This window comes from Ancylobacter koreensis (assembly GCF_023016525.1).
GTDB classification, from domain to species: domain Bacteria; phylum Pseudomonadota; class Alphaproteobacteria; order Rhizobiales; family Xanthobacteraceae; genus Ancylobacter; species Ancylobacter koreensis.
In genome coordinates this window covers 1111096-1125738 of the sequence record NZ_JALKCG010000001.1, presented here as the reverse complement: position 1 = coordinate 1125738, position 14643 = coordinate 1111096, and the positions used below count along the sequence as shown (strand labels likewise).

Below are 14643 nucleotides of genomic sequence, written 5' to 3'. Positions count from 1 at the left end.
TCCATGCCGTGCCTGCCGCCTTGCATGTTCCAGGAGTAAGGGCATGAGCCCGTTGCCGCACCCGCTCGCCCCCGAGCATCTGCCCTTCTTCATCACCGCGCCGGGACATTCCGACATCTTGCTGGGCGTCGCCGCCGTCACGCTGGTGGCGACGGTGCTGCTGGCGGGCGTGCTCTTCCTGCACATCCATTCGCTGCCCGAGCGGCTGGCCCACAAGGGCCAGAAGCTGCAGTTCGAGATCGTCGCGGTCATGTGCCTGCTGGCGCTGTTCACCCACGCCCATGTGCTGTGGGTGGCGGCGCTGCTGCTGGCCTTCATCGACCTGCCGGATTTCCTGGCGCCGATGAACCGCATCGCCCGCGCCTCGGAGAAGATCGCCGGGTTGCCGCCACCCGAACCCGAGCCGCCCACGCCGGCCGAGGCGGAAGCGGCCAAGAGCGGGAGCCACGGCCATGCTTGAGCTGCTGCTGTGCTCCGTGCTGACCATCCTTCCCGACTACCTCTACCGCCGCTATGCGCAGGGCAAGCGGATCGGTCGGGAGATCACGCTCTATTCGGTGTGGTTCGAGCTGCGCTGGGGCATCACCACCTGCCTCATGCTGACGGTGGCGCTGATCACCATCATTTTCTACAACCACCCATCCTCCGGCAATGTCACCGCCTATTTCCGCACCGTGCCCATCGTGCCCGAGACCATCGGCCGGGTGGCGCAGATCGAAGTAGGCGTCAGCGATCACGTCGAGAAGGGCGCCGTCATCTTCCGGCTCGACGACGCCGCCCAGCAAGCGGCGGTGGAAAGCGCGCGCCGGCGCATCGCCGAGACCGAGGCGTCCATCGTGGTTGCGCGCACCGAGGTCGCCGCTGCCGAGGGCCAGATCGTCCAGGCCGAGAAGGCGCTGCAGCAGGCGCGCGACGAGCTCGACACCAAGGCCGAGCTGAACCGGCGCAATGCCGACGTCGTCTCGCGCCGCGAACTGGAGCGGCTTCAGACCGTGGTCGACGGCCGGCAGGGCACGCTCGATGCCGTGCTGGCGGCCAAGGAGGGCGCATTGCTGCGCGCGCAGACGCTGCTGCCCGCCCAGAAGGCCAGCGCCGAGGCCGCCCTGGCCGAGGCCGAGGTGGCGCTCGCCAAGACCGTGATCCGCGCCGGGGTCGCCGGCCGGGTCGAGCAGTTCACCCTGCGCGTGGGCGACCTCGTCAACCCGCTGATGCGCCCGGCCGGCGTGCTGATCCCGGACGGGGCCGGCCGCGAACGGCTGATCGCCGGCTTCGGCCAGATCGAGGCGCAGGTGATGAAGGTCGGCATGGTGGCGGAGGCGACCTGCTTCTCGAAGCCCTTCGCCATCATCCCGATGGTCGTCACCAGCGTGCAGGACGTCATCGCCGCCGGCCAGTTGCGCGCCAGCGAGACGCTGGTCGACGCGCAGCAGCTCGCCGCCCCCGGTACGATCACCGTCTTCCTCGAACCGCTCTACGAGGACGGGCTCGATGGCGTGCCGCCGGGATCGAGCTGCGTCGCCAATGCCTATTCCAGCAATCACGAACTGATCGCCTCCGGCAAGGTGGGCGGGCTGACCGCGCTCTATCTGCACGGCGTCGATGCGGTGGCGCTGGTCCATGCCCTGTTGCTGCGCATCCAGGCGCTGATCCTGCCGGTGCAGACCCTCGTCTTCTCGGGAGGCCATTGATGCCCAATGCCGGCGGCACGTACGGGGAACGCATGACGCGAGGGCTAAAGGCCACGGGACTGAAACCGACGGGGCTGCGGGCGACGGTATCGATGCTGACCCTCGCCGTGCTGGTCGCCGGCGCGCCCGGCCCCGCGCGGGCGCAGACGGCGCCGCCCTCCGCCGGCGATCCCACCGCCACCGTGCCGGCGCCGGCGCCAGTCCAGCCTCCCCCCGCGCCGGCGCCGGACGACGCCAACGTCGTCCGCTTCTCGCAGGAAGAGATCGCCAAGCTGGTGGCGCCCTACGCGCTCTATCCCGACGACCTCCTTGCCCAGCTCCTGCCGGCCAGTGCCTACCCGATCGAGATCGTGCAGGCGGCACGCTGGCTGGAGAAGAACAAGGAGGTGGTCGCGAAGGGCGATTTCAGCGGCATCGACGCGCAGAGCTGGACCCCCGAGGTCAAGGCTCTCGCGCGCTTTCCCGACGTGATCGCCCGTCTGAACGAGGACCTCGACGCCACCTCCGATCTCGGCGACGCCTTCGTCTACCAGCCGCAGGACATCGCGGCGGCGATCCAGGACCTGCGGCGGCGGGCGCAGAAGTCGGGCTCCCTCAAGACCACGCCGCAGCAGCGCGTCGTGACCGAGACGCAGGGCACGACGAGCTACGTCATCATCGAGCCCGCCGAGCCGGGCGTCATCTATGTGCCGACCTATAATCCGGCGACGGTCTATGACAGCAGCGCGGCGGTCGCCGCCGGGCTGATCGGCTTCGGGCTCGGCGTCGCGGTCGGCGCGGCGGTCAGCGATCCGTGGGACTGGCGCTATGGCTGGGTCTACCCGCCGCGTTGGCCCGGCTATCCCGCCTACCGTCCCGGCGGCATCAACAACGGCAACATCAATATCGGCAACGAGATCAACATCGGTGGCGGCAATACCCGCCCCTGGCGCCCGGACGCGGACCGCTACCGCCCCGGCCAGGGCACCAAGCCGGGCATCGGCGGACCCGGCCGGCCGGGCGGACCGGGTGGACCCAATGTCGGCGGTCCCGGAAGGCCCGGCGGACCCGCTGGTCCCGGAGGCCCGAATGCCGGTGGACCCGGGAATCCGGGCCCGGGCGGGGTTGGCGGTGCCGGCGGACCGAACTTTGGCGGACCGGGAAAACCCGCCGGGCCGGGAGGCCCGAATGTTGGCGGACCGGGCAAGCCGGGCGGGGCGCCCGGCGGCATGCCGTCGACCGGACCGTCGGCCAAACCCTCGACCAAGCCTGCGACACAGCCCGCGACCAAGCCGGCACCGCGGCCCGATCGCCCGGCGACGGGACGGCCGGCGAGCCCGCAGCGTCCTTCCGCCTTCGGCGACATCGGCGCCGGCGGCAATGCGGCGGGCCTCGCCAAGCGCGGCGCCTCCAGCCGGCAGTCGGTGTCCCGTCCGCCCGTGCCGCCGCGCGCCGGCCGGCCGGGCGGCGGTGGTGGTGGTGGCGGCGGTGGCGGTCCTGGCGGCCGGCGGTGAGGAGAACGTGATGGATCATCGCCCTCGCCGTACGCTGCCGCTTCTCGCGGCCCTCGTCGGCTTCGCCCTCACCTCTCCGACCCGTGCGCAGGAAAGCTTCCCCTCGCCCGAGGCGGCGGCCTCCGCCCTCGTCGAGGGCGTGCGGGCGGGCGACGCCGCCCGGCTCGACGCGCTTTTCGGCGCCGGCGCCCGTGACGTGCTGGGGAGCGGCGACGCCGACATCGATGCACGGCGCCGCGACATGTTCCTCGGCCTCGCCGCCGGCTCCGTCAATATTGCCGACGGGCCGGAGGGCGAGAAGGTCGTCGTGCTCGGGCGCATCGGCTGGCGCTTTCCCATTCCGCTGGCGCAGAAGGACGGCACGTGGTCCTTCGACCTCGCCGCAGGCCGGCAGGAGATCACCGACCGGACGATCGGACGCAACGAATATGCCGCCATCGCTGCCTGCGCCGATTTCGTGGCGGCGCAGAACGAGTATTTCGGCGCGCTGCACGATGACGAGCCGGTGCAGCAATATGCCCGGCGCTTCATCAGCACGCCCGGCCGTCACGACGGCCTCTACTGGCCGCCCGAGAACGCCAATGACCGCAGCCCGCTCGGCGCGCGCCTCGCCGCCGCCGCGCGGGAGAAGGTGGCGCGCGGCACCGGCCCGCGCGCCTATGAGGGCTATGTCTACCGCATCCTCACCGCGCAGGGGCCGAACGCGCCGGGCGGCGCCTACAGCTACCTCGTCAAGGGCCGGCTACTGGCGGGCTTCGCCATGCTCGCCTACCCCGAACGCTGGCAGGAGACCGGCGTGATGACCTTCCTGTGCGACCAGCGCGGCGGAGTCTTCGAGCGCAATCTCGGGCCCGACACGGCGAAGCTGGCGCCCGGCATCAGGCGCTTCGATCCGGGACCGGACTGGAGCGTGGTCGACCGCTGACGCGGCGCGCACCCCGCGCCCGCCGGCGGCAGAGCCCGCAGCGAGAGGACTGCCATGATGGACAGGCTTCCCATGCTGGACAGGCTTCCCATCCTGAAAGGCTTCGCCGGCTTCACGCCCGGCTGGATCCGCGCCGACGTCCCCGCCGGCCTCGCCATCGCCACCGTCGCCGTGCCGAGCGCCATCGCCTATCCCGCCATTGCCGGCCTCCCGCCGGAGGTGGGCCTCTATGCCAGCCTCTTCCCGCTCATCGGCTACGCGCTGTTCGGTCCCTCGCGCCAGCTCATCGTGGGACCCGACGCGCCGACCATGACGGTGCTCGCCGGCGTGCTGGCCAGCCTGACGGCCGCGACGCCGGCCGACCGCGTGGCGGCGAGCGCGCTCCTCGCCCTCACCGTCGGCGTGATGTGCCTCATCGCCGGGCGGCTACGCTTCGGGGTGGTCGCCGCCTTCCTCTCGCGGCCGATCCTGCTCGGCTTCATCAGCGGCGTGGCGCTGTCCATCCTCGTCGGCCAGATCGGCCGCTTCACCGGGCTGAGGATCGAGAGCGACGGGCTGATTTCCCCGCTCATCGAGCTGGCGCGCAAGGCCGGCGGCATACACTGGCCCTCGGCGGCGCTGGGCGGCGGGCTGCTCGTCCTGCTCCTGCTGCTCAACCGCTGGAAATCGCCGATCCCGGGTCCGCTGGCGGCGGTCACCCTCGCCATCCTCGCCTCCTGGGCCTTCGGCTTCGAGGCGCTGGGGATGAAGGTGGTCGGGCCGATCCCGCAGGGTTTTCCCGCCCTCTCCCTGCCGCTCGAAGCCGGCCTGCCGCTGAAGGAGGTGCTGCTCGGCGCCGCCGCCGTGTGGCTGGTCAGCTTCGGCTCCGGCATCGTCGCCGCCCGCAGCTTCGGCGCGCGCGGCCGGTTCGAGGTGGACCCCAATGCCGAGCTGACCGGGCTGGGGGCCGCCAACATCGCCGCCGGCCTGTTCAGCGGCTTCCCGGTCACGGTGTCGGATTCGCGCACCGCCGTGAACCTGTCGGTCGGCGGGCGCTCGCAGCTTGCCGGTCTGGTGGCGGCGCTGAGCCTCGCGGTGCTGCTGCTCTATCTCAACGACGCGCTGCGCCTCCTGCCCGTGCCTGCGCTCGGCGCCATCCTCGGCGCCGCCGCGCTGAGCCTGATCGACCTGCGCGGCTTCGCCGAGCTCTGGCGCATCAGCCGCATGGAGTTCGCCTTCGCGCTGATCAGCTTGTGGGGGGCGCTCACCCTCGGCGTGCTGAACGGGGTGATGATCGCCGTGGCCGCCACGCTCGCCTATGTGCTGCTCAAGGAGATGCGCCCGCGCGAGGCGATGCTCGGGCGCCTTCCCGGCCATCCCGGCTTCTACAAGCTGCACCGCGAGCCACGCGCCCGGCCGGTGCCGGGGCTCGCGGTGTGCATGATCCAGGGCAGCCTGCTGTTCTTCAATGTGGACTATGTGCGCGCACTGCTGAAGGCGCATCTCGGCGCGCTGCCGGCGGGCACCCGCTGGTTCGTCATCGATGCCAGCGCCATCGCGCAGGTGGATTCAACCGCCGCCACCATGCTGGCCGAGGTGCAGGCGGAATTCGCCGCCCAGGGCGTGGCGCTCGGCATCGCCGAACTGCACCGCGACCCGATGGAGATACTGGAGCGCGCCGGCACGCTGGAAACCATCGGCGCCGGCATGATCTTCGACGATCTGGAAGAAGTCATTCCCGCCTTCGGGCACGCGGGCGCTCACGCCTCGCGGGAGTAGTCCGGCAGGCGTTCGGCCAACAGGGCGAGCATCGCCTCGCGGGCGGGATCGCGCGAGCCCCGCGCCCAGGCGGCGGCCAGCGGCAATATGTTCAAAGCCTCGGCGCCCTCGAAGGCCAGCGGCACGTAGCGCACCCCGGCGAGCGAGAGGCGCGCGGTCCAGCGCGGCACCAGCGCGACGCCGAGCCCGGCGGCGACGAGGCCGACAATGGTCTGCTTCTCGCCGGCGACCTGCGCCACCGCCGGGCGCAGCCCGGCCTGCGCGAACAGCTTGGTGGTGAGATCGTGGCTGTGCGGGCGCGAGCGCCGGTCCGGCACGATCAGCGGCTCATCGGCCAGCGCCGCCACCGTGACCGAGCGCCGGCGCGCCAGCCGGTGGTCGCTGCGCATCGCGACGACTACGCTCTCGCGGAACAGCATGCGCGCCTCGATCTGCCGCCCGAGCACCGCCGGCGGGCGGATGAAGACGAGGTCGAGCCGGCCGGACAGCAGGCGCGGCAGCAGGCGGATGGTCTTGTCCTCCACCAGCTCGACGGCGATATCGGGATGTCGCTCGCGGAAATCGTGCAGCAGCAGCGGCACCAGCCCGGCGGCGGCGGTGTCGACCGCGCCCAGCCGCAGCGTGGTTGCCCGCGTCCGGGCCCGTGCCCGAAAGCGCGCCGCCATGGCGTCCGCCTCCGCCAGCAGGGCGCGCGCCTCCTCGATCAGCGCCGCGCCCTCGGCGGTGAGGGCGACCGAGCGGGTGGTGCGGCTGAGCAGGGCGGCGCCGAGCGATTCCTCCAGCAGCTTCACCTGCCGGCCGAGCGCCGAGGGCATCAGTTCCAGCCGCCGCGCGGCACGGCCGAAATGCAGCTCGTCCGCCACCGCCACGAAGCAGCGCAACTGATGAAGGTCCATGAGGCCGTCCGGCTCCGCCATGCGCCGCAGGGGCGCCATGGCGAACGATATTATTTCATTTAATTGTACAATTAAAACCGCATTGAGCTTCGCGGGAGAGCGGCCCAGTCTCCGCGCCCCGATGAGCGCCGTTCAGGCGCCGCAGCGAACGGCTCGTGCCGGAGGAGACCCCATGAAGACCTACAGGATCGCCGCCATCCCCGGCGACGGCATCGGCGACGAGGTGATTTCGGCCGGCGTCGAGGTGCTGCACGCCCTCGCCCGCCGCGACGGCGGCTTCTCCTTCGCCGTCGACACGTTCGACTGGGGCGGCGAGTACTACAAGAAGCACGGCCGCATGATGCCGGAGAACGGGCGCGACGAGATCCGCCACCACGACGCCATCCTGTTCGGCTCGGCCGGCCACCCGGAAATCCCGGACCACATCACGCTATGGGGCCTGCGGCTCAACATCTGCCAGCCCTTCGACCAGTACGCCAATGTGCGCCCGACCCGCATCCTGCCCGGCATCACCTCGCCGCTGCGCAAGGTCGACGGGCCCGAACTCGACTGGGTGATCGTGCGCGAGAACTCGGAGGGCGAATATGCCGGCGTCGGCGGGCGCGCCCATCAGGGCCAGCCGATCGAGGTCGCGACGGACGTCGCCATGTTCACCCGCGCCGGCGTCGAGCGCATCATCCGCTTCGCCTTCGAGCTGGCCCGCTCGCGCCCGCGCAAGCACCTCACCGTCGTCACCAAGTCGAACGCCCAGCGCCACGCCATGGTGATGTGGGACGAGGTGGCGGCGCAGGTCGCCGCCGGCTTCCCCGATGTGACCTGGGACAAGATGCTGGTCGACGCCATGACCGTGCGCATGGTGATGAAGCCGGAAAGCCTCGACACCATCGTGGCCACCAACCTGCACGCCGACATCCTGTCGGACCTCGCGGCGGCGCTGGCCGGCTCGCTCGGCATCGCGCCGACGGCAAACCTCAACCCGGAGCGGAACTTCCCCTCCATGTTCGAGCCCATCCACGGCTCGGCCTTCGACATCATCGGCAAGGGCATCGCCAATCCGGTTGGCACCTTCTGGTCGTCGGTGATGCTGCTGGAGCATCTCGGCGAGAAGCCCGCTGCGGCGCGGCTGATGAAGGCGATCGAGCGGGTGACGGGCGATACGCGCTTCCACACGCCCGACCTCGGCGGCACCGCCCGCACGGCGGACGTGACCGCCGGCGTGATCGAGGCCATCGAGAGCGAGAACGCCTGAGGCTCGCCCCTACGGATCGAGGAGCGCCGCCAGCGCGGCGCCCTCGATCAGCATCTCGTGGTCGTGCTCCTCCAGCGTGAAGCCGAGCCGGCGGTAGAAGCCGAGCCCGCTCTCGTTGCTCCGGTCGACGGCAAGCTTCACATAGGCGCAGCCCTTGTCCGCCTCGCGCCCGAGCGCGGCGGCAAGCAGCGCCCGGCCGAGCCCGCCGCCGCGCTCGGAGGGCTCGACATAGAGGTCCTCGACCCGCAGGCCGGGACGGCCGCGCCAGCCGGAGAAGGTGTAGGTATAGAGGCACAGCCCCACCGCCGCCTCCCCGCGCCACGCCACCAGCGCCTCGAAGAGCCCAAGCCCGGCCGGCCCGTAGCGTTCGAGCTCGGCGACGCCCGCGCGCGGCACCTTGCCGGGCTGCACATGGTCGGCGAGCCGCGCCAGCAGGGTGGCGACGGCAGGCAGGTCCTCCCGCTCCACCGGACGGATGAGGAGGCTCATGCGCCCTCGCCCGGTTCGAGCAGCGCCCGCGCGCCCGCGCGCACGCCCTCCGGCAACTCGCGGGCGCGCCGCGCCGCGAGATCGAAATAGACCGTCACCGCCAGCATCTCGGCGCTAACCCCGCGCGCGGTGGAAAGCCGGTGCCAGGTGGTGAGCGATGTGGTGCCCACCCGCCGCACGGCGCTGTCGATGACGAAGAGCTCGCCCGCCCGCACCTCCTGGCGGTAGTCGATCTCGTGGCGCACATCGGCCCAGCCCTCGCGGCGCGTCTCGATCCAGCCGGAATCGTAGCCGCAGGCGGCGAAGAGGTGCCATGTCGCCTGGTCGAACACGCCGACATAATGCTGCACGTTCATGTGCCCCATGGCGTCGCACTGGGCGGGATAGACCACGCCCTGGAAGGTCCGGATCGTCACGGCCGTTCTCCGCCAAGCGCGACACCCACGCGATGGCCGGCGCGGAAACCGTCGAGAAAAGATACCAGGTTCGCCCCCAGCGCCTCGCAGGCATAGCCGCCCTCCTGCACGATGACGGTCGGCAGTGCGAGCTGGGCGATGCGCGCGCCGATGCGCCCGAAGCCGGGCGTGGTGACGGCGAGCCCGGCGAAGGGGTCGCCTTCATAGGCGTCGAGCCCGAGCGCCACCACCAGCGCGCCCGGCGCGAAGGCGGCGATGCGCTCCAGCGCGCGGTCGAGCGCGGCGAGGAAGCCCTCGTCGCCGGTCTTGCGCTCCAGCGGCAGGTTGAGATTGTAGCCGAGCCCGGCGTCGCGGCCGCGCTCGTCCGCATGGCCCCAGAAGAAGGGGTAGAAGCGCGCCGGATCGGCATGGATCGAGACGGTGAGCACGTCCGGGCGGGCGTAGAAGATGCCCTGCGTGCCGTTACCGTGATGCAGGTCGACATCGAGGATCGTCACCCGATCCGCCGTCGCGCGCAGCGCCTGCGCGGCGATGGCGGCGTTGTTGAGGTAGCAGAAGCCGCCGGCGAGGTCGGCGAAGGCGTGGTGGCCGGGCGGGCGGCACAGCGCATAGGCCGCCGGATCGCCGGCGCTCACAAGCCGCGCCGCCTGCGCGGCGGCATGGGCGCTGCGCAGGGCGCATTCATAGGTATCGGCGCCGATGGGGCAGGAAGTGTCGGCCATGTGATAGCCGGCCTGCCCCACCGCCGAGAGCGGATAGGCGCCGTCCCGCCGGTCCGGGTGGATGTTCGGGATGACCTCCTCGGAAGCAAGCTCGATGCGCTGCCAGCGCGTGTAGATGGTGGCGAGGAAGGCGAGATATTCCGGCGTGTGCACCGACGCCGCCGGGGCGAGGCCGAGATCGGGCGGCACCTCGTGGATCAGCCCGGCCTTGGTGGCGGCGGCGAACAGCATGTCCGCCCGTGCCGGCGTCTCGGGATTGGGCGCCCGCGCCCCGCTGGTGAGGAAGAAGCCGGGATGGTGGCGCTTCTGCACCTCGTCATAGATGACCTTCATCGCGCTCCCCTACCCGCCCGTGCCGATACCGAGCTCCGCCCGCGCCTCGTCGGGCGTGGCGATCCGGTGGCCCAGTTCCTCGACGATGCGCCGGATCTTGGCGACCTGCTCGGCATTGCTGGTGGCGAGCCGGCCGCGCGCGATGGAGAGATTGTCCTCCAGCCCGACGCGAACATGGCCACCGAGAATGACACCCATCGTGCCGAGCGGCATCTGGTGGCGGCCGGCGGCCAGCACGGAAAAGCGGTAGTTCGTGCCCAGCAGCCGGTCGGCGGTCGCCTTCATGTGCATGAGCTGTTCGGGTGCCGCATCGATGCCGCCGAGCACACCGAACACGAACTGCACGAAGACAGGCGCCTTGATGAGCCCCTTCTCCAGATAGAAGGCAACCGTCTGGAGATGGCCGACATCGTAGCATTCCAGCTCGAACCGGGCGCCGCCCGCGCCGCCGAGGTCGCCCAGAATGGTCTCGATATCCTCGAAGCTGTTCCTGAAGATCACCGAGCGGGTGGCCTCCAGGAAGCCCGGCTCCCAGTCGTGCTTCCAGTCGGTGTAGCGGCCGGCGAGCGGGAACAGGCCGAAATTCATCGAGCCCATGTTGAGCGAGCACATTTGCGGGCGCAGGCGGCGGGCGGCGGCGAGGCGCTCGTCCAGCGTCATGCGCGAGGAGCCGCCCGTCGAGAGGTTCAGCACCGCGTCGCACCGCGCGCCGATGCGCCCGACGATCTCCTCGAACAGCGCCGGATCGGATGAGGGCAGGCCGGTCGCAGGATCGCGCGCGTGCAGGTGCAGGATCGCCGCGCCCGCCTGCGCCGCCTCCACCGCCTGATCGGCGATGGCCTGCGGCGTGAGCGGCAGATAGGGACTCATGGTCGGGGTGTGGATCGACCCGGTGACGGCGCAGGTGATAATGACCGGACGGCTCATGGGCGGGCCTCCACGGGCAGGCCGGCCTCGGCGGCGAAGAGAGCGAGGGCGCGGTCGAGCTTCTCCATGATCTCGTCGATCTCGCTGTCGCTGACGATGAGCGGGGGGCAGACGAGGAAATGGTCGCCGATCCGCCCGCCGCGCGTGCGGCGCGAATAGATGATCAGCCCCGCTTCATAGGCGATGTCGACGAGGCGCAGATGCGCGTTCAGCCCCGTCGGCAGAGGCTCCATGGTCTCGCGGTCGGCCACCAGCTCGAAGGCGAGCAGCAGCCCCTTGCCGCGCACGTCGCCGATGAAGGGGTAGCAGGCCATCAGCCCTTCCAGCCGCCCCTTCAGCGCCGCGCCCTGCCGGGCGGCGGCGGCGATGAGGTCCAGCCGGTCGATCTCGTCGAGCACGGCAAGGCCCGCCGCGCAGGCCAGCGGGTTGCCGGCATAGGTGTGGCCGTGCACGAAGCCGCCGGCGTCGATCACCGTCTCGGCGATGAGACGGTCCGCCACCATGGCGCCTAGCGGCACATAGCCGGCGCCGAAGCCTTTCGAGAGCGCCACGATATCGGGCCGCAGCCCCCAGTGCTCGCCGGCGAGGTAGCGCCCGGTGCGCCCGGCCCCGCTCATCACCTCGTCGCTGATCAGCAGGATGCCGAATTCGTCACAGATGGCGCGGATCTCGGAATAGTAGCTGTCGGGCGCCACAAGCGCTCCGGTCGAGGCGCCGCCGACCGGCTCCATGATGAAAGCGAGCACGGTCTCCGGCCCCTGCGCCAGTATCTCCTCGCGCAAAAGGCGGGCGTAGCGCAGGCCGCGCGCCTCATGGCTCAGCCCGTCGCGGTCGAGATAGCAGGTCGGCGCGGGGATCTTCGGCATCTCGCGCAGCATGGGCGCGAAGGGCGCGCTCATCAGCGACATGCCGGTGACGGCGAGCGCCCCCAGCGTGGAGCCGTGATAGGAGGGGAAGCGCGAGATCACCTTCCAGCGCTGCCCCTCGCCGCGCGCCAGCTTATATTGCCGGGCGAGCTTGAGGCAGCTCTCCACCGCCTCCGAGCCGCCGGAGACGAAGAACACGCGGTCCAGCCCCTCCGGCATACGCTGCGCGATGCGGGTGGCGAGCGCCTCGGCCGGCTCGTTCTCGAAATGCAGGCGATAACCGAAGGTGGAGAGGTCCATCTGCCGGCGCATCGCCGCCAGCACGGCCGGGTTGGAATGGCCGATATTGGAGACCATGGCGCCGCTCGATCCGTCGAGATAGCGCCGCCCCGCGCTGTCCCAGAGATAGACGCCCTCGCCGCGCGCCAGCACCGGGCGGCGCAGGCGGGTCTGGTAGAACAGGTTGGACGGAGGAGGATTGCTCATCGCACGCTCGCTGCGTTCGGCCGTCCGCAAGAGCGGAGCCCGGTAGGAGAAGCGTGGCCGGCCCGCCGTCATCGCGCAAATAGATAATAGCCATGCCGAGCATAGAGCACGGCTATGTCATTGCGCGTAGCTGCGCTCCTCCAGCGGCACCTCGTCCAGCATCGCGCCGAGCCATTCGACGAGGAGACGCTCGGCCGGGTTCAGGCTGCGCTGGGGGTTGGCGACGAGGAACACGTCGACCGCCGGCAGGCCGTCGCGGGGCGGCAGCGGCCAGAGCCGGCCGTCCTCCACCTCGCGGCGGGCGACATGGACGGGCAGCGCGCCGATGCCGATGCCGGCGACGATCATGCGCAGCACCTCCGGCAGGTTGGCCGAGACGCCCTTGAGCTTGGGGCGCAGCAGAGCGAGCTCGCGCAGCTGCGTGACCGAATGCAGCGAGCCGCCCTCGATGTCGGTCTGGAAGGAGACCGATTCCTCGCCTTCGAGATCGGCGAGCACCAGCTCCTCGCGGCCGAACAGCCGATGGCCGGGGCCGCAGAACAGGCCGAAATATTCGCGGAACAGCACGCGGGCCGCCAGCGCCGGATCGGGCCGGCTCATCAGGCACAGGCCGAGCGTGGCGCGGTTCTGGCGCAGCCGGTTCAGCACCTCGGCGCTCTCGGTGACGACGATGGAATAGGTCACGTCGGGATGGGCGGCATTGAAGCGCGCCAGCAGCGCGTCGAAATGGGGCGAGACGACGTGGCTGGTCATGGCGATGGCGACATGTCCGCTCACCCGCCCCTCGGCGGCGCTCATCAGGCCGGGGATCTGCGTCACCGCCTCGAACATCGAGCGGGCCTCGCGATAGAGGATGCGGCCCGCCTCGGTGACGGCGAAATGGCTGGGCCCTCGGTCGAGGAGTCGTTTGCCGACCGTCTCTTCCAGCCGCTTGAGGGCGCTCGACACGGTGGGCTGGCGCAGGCCGAGGAATTCGGCGGCGCGGGTGATGCCGCCCTGCTCGATCACCACCATGAAGGTGCGCAGCAGGTTCCAGTCGAGATGGAAGGGCAGGCGCTGCTCATAAGGCTTCATGGCATAGACCGGCGCGATGATCGAACGGGCGATTATCGTGCCGGCCTATGGAATGTCGAGCGCCGGGTCGCCGGGGCTTTCGGGCGACGCTTAGTAGACCTCCGGCACATACATCTCCGGCGGCACCGGGTGGCGCAGATAGTCGGCGTTGCGCACGCGCTCGGGCAGCACGATCTCCGGACGCGGCACGGTCTCGTAGGGGATCTGGTCCAGGAGGTGCTGGATGCAGTTGAGGCGCGCGCGCTTCTTGTCCACCGCCTGCACCACCCACCAGGGGGCGTCGCCGGTGTGGGTGCGCTCCAGCATCTCCTCCTTCGCCTTGGTGTACTCCTCCCAGTGGACGCGGCTCTGCAGGTCCATGGGCGAGAGCTTCCACTGCTTGAGCGGGTCCTCGATGCGCATGCGGAAGCGGAATTCCTGCTCCTCGTCGGTGATCGAGAACCAGTACTTGATCAGGATGATGCCCGAGCGCACCAGCATGCGCTCAAAATCCGGCACGGAGCGGAAGAACTCCTCCAGCTCGTCCGGCGTGCAGAAGCCCATGACGCGCTCGACGCCGGCGCGGTTGTACCAGCTCCGGTCGAACAGCACGATCTCGCCGCCGGCCGGCAGGTGCTGCACGTAGCGCTGGAAATACCACTGGGTGCGCTCGCGCTCGGTCGGCGCGGGCAGCGCGACGACGCGGCAGACGCGCGGGTTGAGGCGCTGGGTCACGCGCTTGATGGCGCCGCCCTTGCCGGCGGAATCGCGCCCCTCGAACAGCACGGCGACCTTGAGCTTCTTGTGCTGCACCCAGTCCTGCAGGCGGATCAGCTCATGCTGGAGACGGAACAGCTCGCGGAAATAGATGCGGCGGTCGAGCGTGGCCGCTCCCAGCCCCATGCCTTCGGCGACGAGTTCGTCCAGCCGGTCCTCGTCGAGCTGGGTCTCCAGCTCCTCGTCAAAGCTGTCGGCGATCTCTTCGCGGATGCGGGCGAACTGGTCTTTGGTGTCGCTGGACATGGGGCGTCCCTGATCTGGCTTGCGGAAGGACAGGCGCGGGGGGCCTTGCGCACCTGCGGCAAACACTGCCGGCGACCTGTTTAAGCCGGCCAACACGACGAAGCTGTGACAGTTCCACGACACGCGGATGCCGCCCGGACGAGGCGGCCGGCCGGATGGCGTCGACGGCGATGCTGGAAGGGTGCCCGGACGACGCGCATGCGTTTAGTGGGGGGCACGGGCGCGACGCCCGCCGCCCGGACACCGCCAAATTCGCCCCCCCCCGGATTGCGGTCTTACGTCCGAATGTTTCCGACCGTTGCTCGAACGGGGCGATATC

14 protein-coding genes are annotated in these 14643 nt (G+C 70.5%); 6 read left to right on the top strand and 8 right to left on the bottom strand.

The genetic code is table 11. From position 1 onward, the window contains the following. The first annotated feature begins 43 nt into the window (after nucleotides 1–43). From MWN33_RS05145 to MWN33_RS05125, 5 genes are all read left to right on the top strand, one after another. Nucleotides 44–460 carry a hypothetical protein gene (locus tag MWN33_RS05145; RefSeq protein WP_247199321.1) on the top strand — a complete coding sequence of 139 codons (417 nt, stop codon included), beginning with the start codon at nucleotides 44–46 and terminating at the stop codon, nucleotides 458–460. Continuing rightward, nucleotides 453–1688 (top strand): HlyD family secretion protein, encoded by a 1236-nt coding sequence (locus MWN33_RS05140; RefSeq protein WP_247199320.1) that lies wholly within the window; start codon nucleotides 453–455, stop codon nucleotides 1686–1688. Before MWN33_RS05145 ends, MWN33_RS05140 begins: the two co-directional genes overlap by 8 nt. A 92-nt stretch (nucleotides 1689–1780) precedes the next feature. Beyond that, nucleotides 1781–3181 carry a DUF3300 domain-containing protein gene (locus MWN33_RS05135; RefSeq protein ID WP_247199319.1) on the top strand — a complete coding sequence of 467 codons (1401 nt, stop codon included), beginning with the start codon at nucleotides 1781–1783 and terminating at the stop codon, nucleotides 3179–3181. A gap of 10 nt (nucleotides 3182–3191) precedes the next feature. Further along, a complete protein-coding gene (locus MWN33_RS05130) occupies nucleotides 3192–4106 on the top strand; it encodes a DUF2950 domain-containing protein (protein WP_247199318.1) in 915 nt (304 codons plus the stop codon). Between the two features lie 54 nt (nucleotides 4107–4160). Beyond that, nucleotides 4161–5864: a SulP family inorganic anion transporter gene (locus MWN33_RS05125; protein ID WP_247199317.1), complete on the top strand. Its 1704-nt coding sequence runs from the start codon at nucleotides 4161–4163 to the stop codon at nucleotides 5862–5864. On the opposite strand, the gene MWN33_RS05120 is transcribed toward MWN33_RS05125, so the two are convergent. Further along, the gene (locus tag MWN33_RS05120; RefSeq protein ID WP_247199316.1) at nucleotides 5846–6760 is read right to left on the bottom strand and encodes a LysR family transcriptional regulator; all 915 of its coding nucleotides are present in this window, start codon (nucleotides 6758–6760) and stop codon (nucleotides 5846–5848) included. The two genes, MWN33_RS05125 and MWN33_RS05120, sit on opposite strands and share 19 nt — an antisense overlap. 172 nt (nucleotides 6761–6932) lie before the next feature. On the opposite strand from MWN33_RS05120, the gene MWN33_RS05115 reads away from it, so the two are divergent. Then, nucleotides 6933–8009 (top strand): tartrate dehydrogenase, encoded by a 1077-nt coding sequence (locus MWN33_RS05115; RefSeq protein ID WP_247199315.1) that lies wholly within the window; start codon nucleotides 6933–6935, stop codon nucleotides 8007–8009. Between the two features lie 9 nt (nucleotides 8010–8018). Here the strand turns inward: MWN33_RS05115 and MWN33_RS05110 are convergent, their stop codons facing one another. The 7 genes from MWN33_RS05110 to ppk2 all read right to left on the bottom strand — a co-directional run bounded on the left by MWN33_RS05110 (nucleotide 8019) and on the right by ppk2 (nucleotide 14324). Beyond that, entirely contained in the window at nucleotides 8019–8498 is a 480-nt protein-coding gene (locus tag MWN33_RS05110; protein ID WP_247199314.1) for a GNAT family N-acetyltransferase, read from the bottom strand. Continuing rightward, on the bottom strand, nucleotides 8495–8914 hold the full coding sequence (locus tag MWN33_RS05105) for an acyl-CoA thioesterase (protein WP_247199313.1): 420 nt from the start codon (nucleotides 8912–8914) through the stop codon (nucleotides 8495–8497). Before MWN33_RS05105 ends, MWN33_RS05110 begins: the two co-directional genes overlap by 4 nt. Beyond that, nucleotides 8911–9969: a histone deacetylase family protein gene (locus MWN33_RS05100; RefSeq protein WP_247199312.1), complete on the bottom strand. Its 1059-nt coding sequence runs from the start codon at nucleotides 9967–9969 to the stop codon at nucleotides 8911–8913. The genes MWN33_RS05105 and MWN33_RS05100 overlap by 4 nt, the downstream gene beginning before the upstream one ends. A 9-nt stretch (nucleotides 9970–9978) precedes the next feature. Continuing rightward, complete coding sequence (gene kce / locus MWN33_RS05095; RefSeq protein ID WP_247199311.1) at nucleotides 9979–10896, bottom strand: 3,5-dioxohexanoate:acetyl-CoA acetone transferase; 918 nt, start codon at nucleotides 10894–10896, stop codon at nucleotides 9979–9981. Continuing rightward, nucleotides 10893–12248, bottom strand: a complete 1356-nt coding sequence (locus MWN33_RS05090; RefSeq protein WP_247199310.1) for an aminotransferase family protein — start codon at nucleotides 12246–12248, stop codon at nucleotides 10893–10895. The genes kce and MWN33_RS05090 overlap by 4 nt, the downstream gene beginning before the upstream one ends. A 117-nt stretch (nucleotides 12249–12365) precedes the next feature. Beyond that, nucleotides 12366–13322: a LysR family transcriptional regulator gene (locus tag MWN33_RS05085; RefSeq protein WP_247199309.1), complete on the bottom strand. Its 957-nt coding sequence runs from the start codon at nucleotides 13320–13322 to the stop codon at nucleotides 12366–12368. Between the two features lie 90 nt (nucleotides 13323–13412). Further along, a complete protein-coding gene (ppk2, locus tag MWN33_RS05080) occupies nucleotides 13413–14324 on the bottom strand; it encodes a polyphosphate kinase 2 (protein WP_247199308.1) in 912 nt (303 codons plus the stop codon). Nucleotides 14325–14643: the final 319 nt, after the last annotated feature.

Bases quoted from the DNA above. Each gene is read 5' to 3' on its own strand.
- MWN33_RS05115 (WP_247199315.1), top strand. From the start codon at position 6,933: ATGAAGACCTACAGGATCGCCGCCATCCCCGGCGACGGCATCGGCGAC.
- MWN33_RS05130 (WP_247199318.1), top strand. From the start codon at position 3,192: ATGGATCATCGCCCTCGCCGTACGCTGCCGCTTCTCGCGGCCCTCGTC.
- MWN33_RS05135 (WP_247199319.1), top strand. From the start codon at position 1,781: ATGCTGACCCTCGCCGTGCTGGTCGCCGGCGCGCCCGGCCCCGCGCGG.
- MWN33_RS05110 (WP_247199314.1), bottom strand. From the start codon at position 8,498: ATGAGCCTCCTCATCCGTCCGGTGGAGCGGGAGGACCTGCCTGCCGTC.
- MWN33_RS05085 (WP_247199309.1), bottom strand. From the start codon at position 13,322: ATGAAGCCTTATGAGCAGCGCCTGCCCTTCCATCTCGACTGGAACCTG.
- MWN33_RS05100 (WP_247199312.1), bottom strand. From the start codon at position 9,969: ATGAAGGTCATCTATGACGAGGTGCAGAAGCGCCACCATCCCGGCTTC.
- MWN33_RS05120 (WP_247199316.1), bottom strand. From the start codon at position 6,760: ATGGACCTTCATCAGTTGCGCTGCTTCGTGGCGGTGGCGGACGAGCTG.
- ppk2 (WP_247199308.1), bottom strand. From the start codon at position 14,324: ATGTCCAGCGACACCAAAGACCAGTTCGCCCGCATCCGCGAAGAGATC.
- MWN33_RS05145 (WP_247199321.1), top strand. From the start codon at position 44: ATGAGCCCGTTGCCGCACCCGCTCGCCCCCGAGCATCTGCCCTTCTTC.
- MWN33_RS05125 (WP_247199317.1), top strand. From the start codon at position 4,161: ATGATGGACAGGCTTCCCATGCTGGACAGGCTTCCCATCCTGAAAGGC.
- MWN33_RS05090 (WP_247199310.1), bottom strand. From the start codon at position 12,248: ATGAGCAATCCTCCTCCGTCCAACCTGTTCTACCAGACCCGCCTGCGC.
- MWN33_RS05140 (WP_247199320.1), top strand. From the start codon at position 453: ATGCTTGAGCTGCTGCTGTGCTCCGTGCTGACCATCCTTCCCGACTAC.
- kce (WP_247199311.1), bottom strand. From the start codon at position 10,896: ATGAGCCGTCCGGTCATTATCACCTGCGCCGTCACCGGGTCGATCCAC.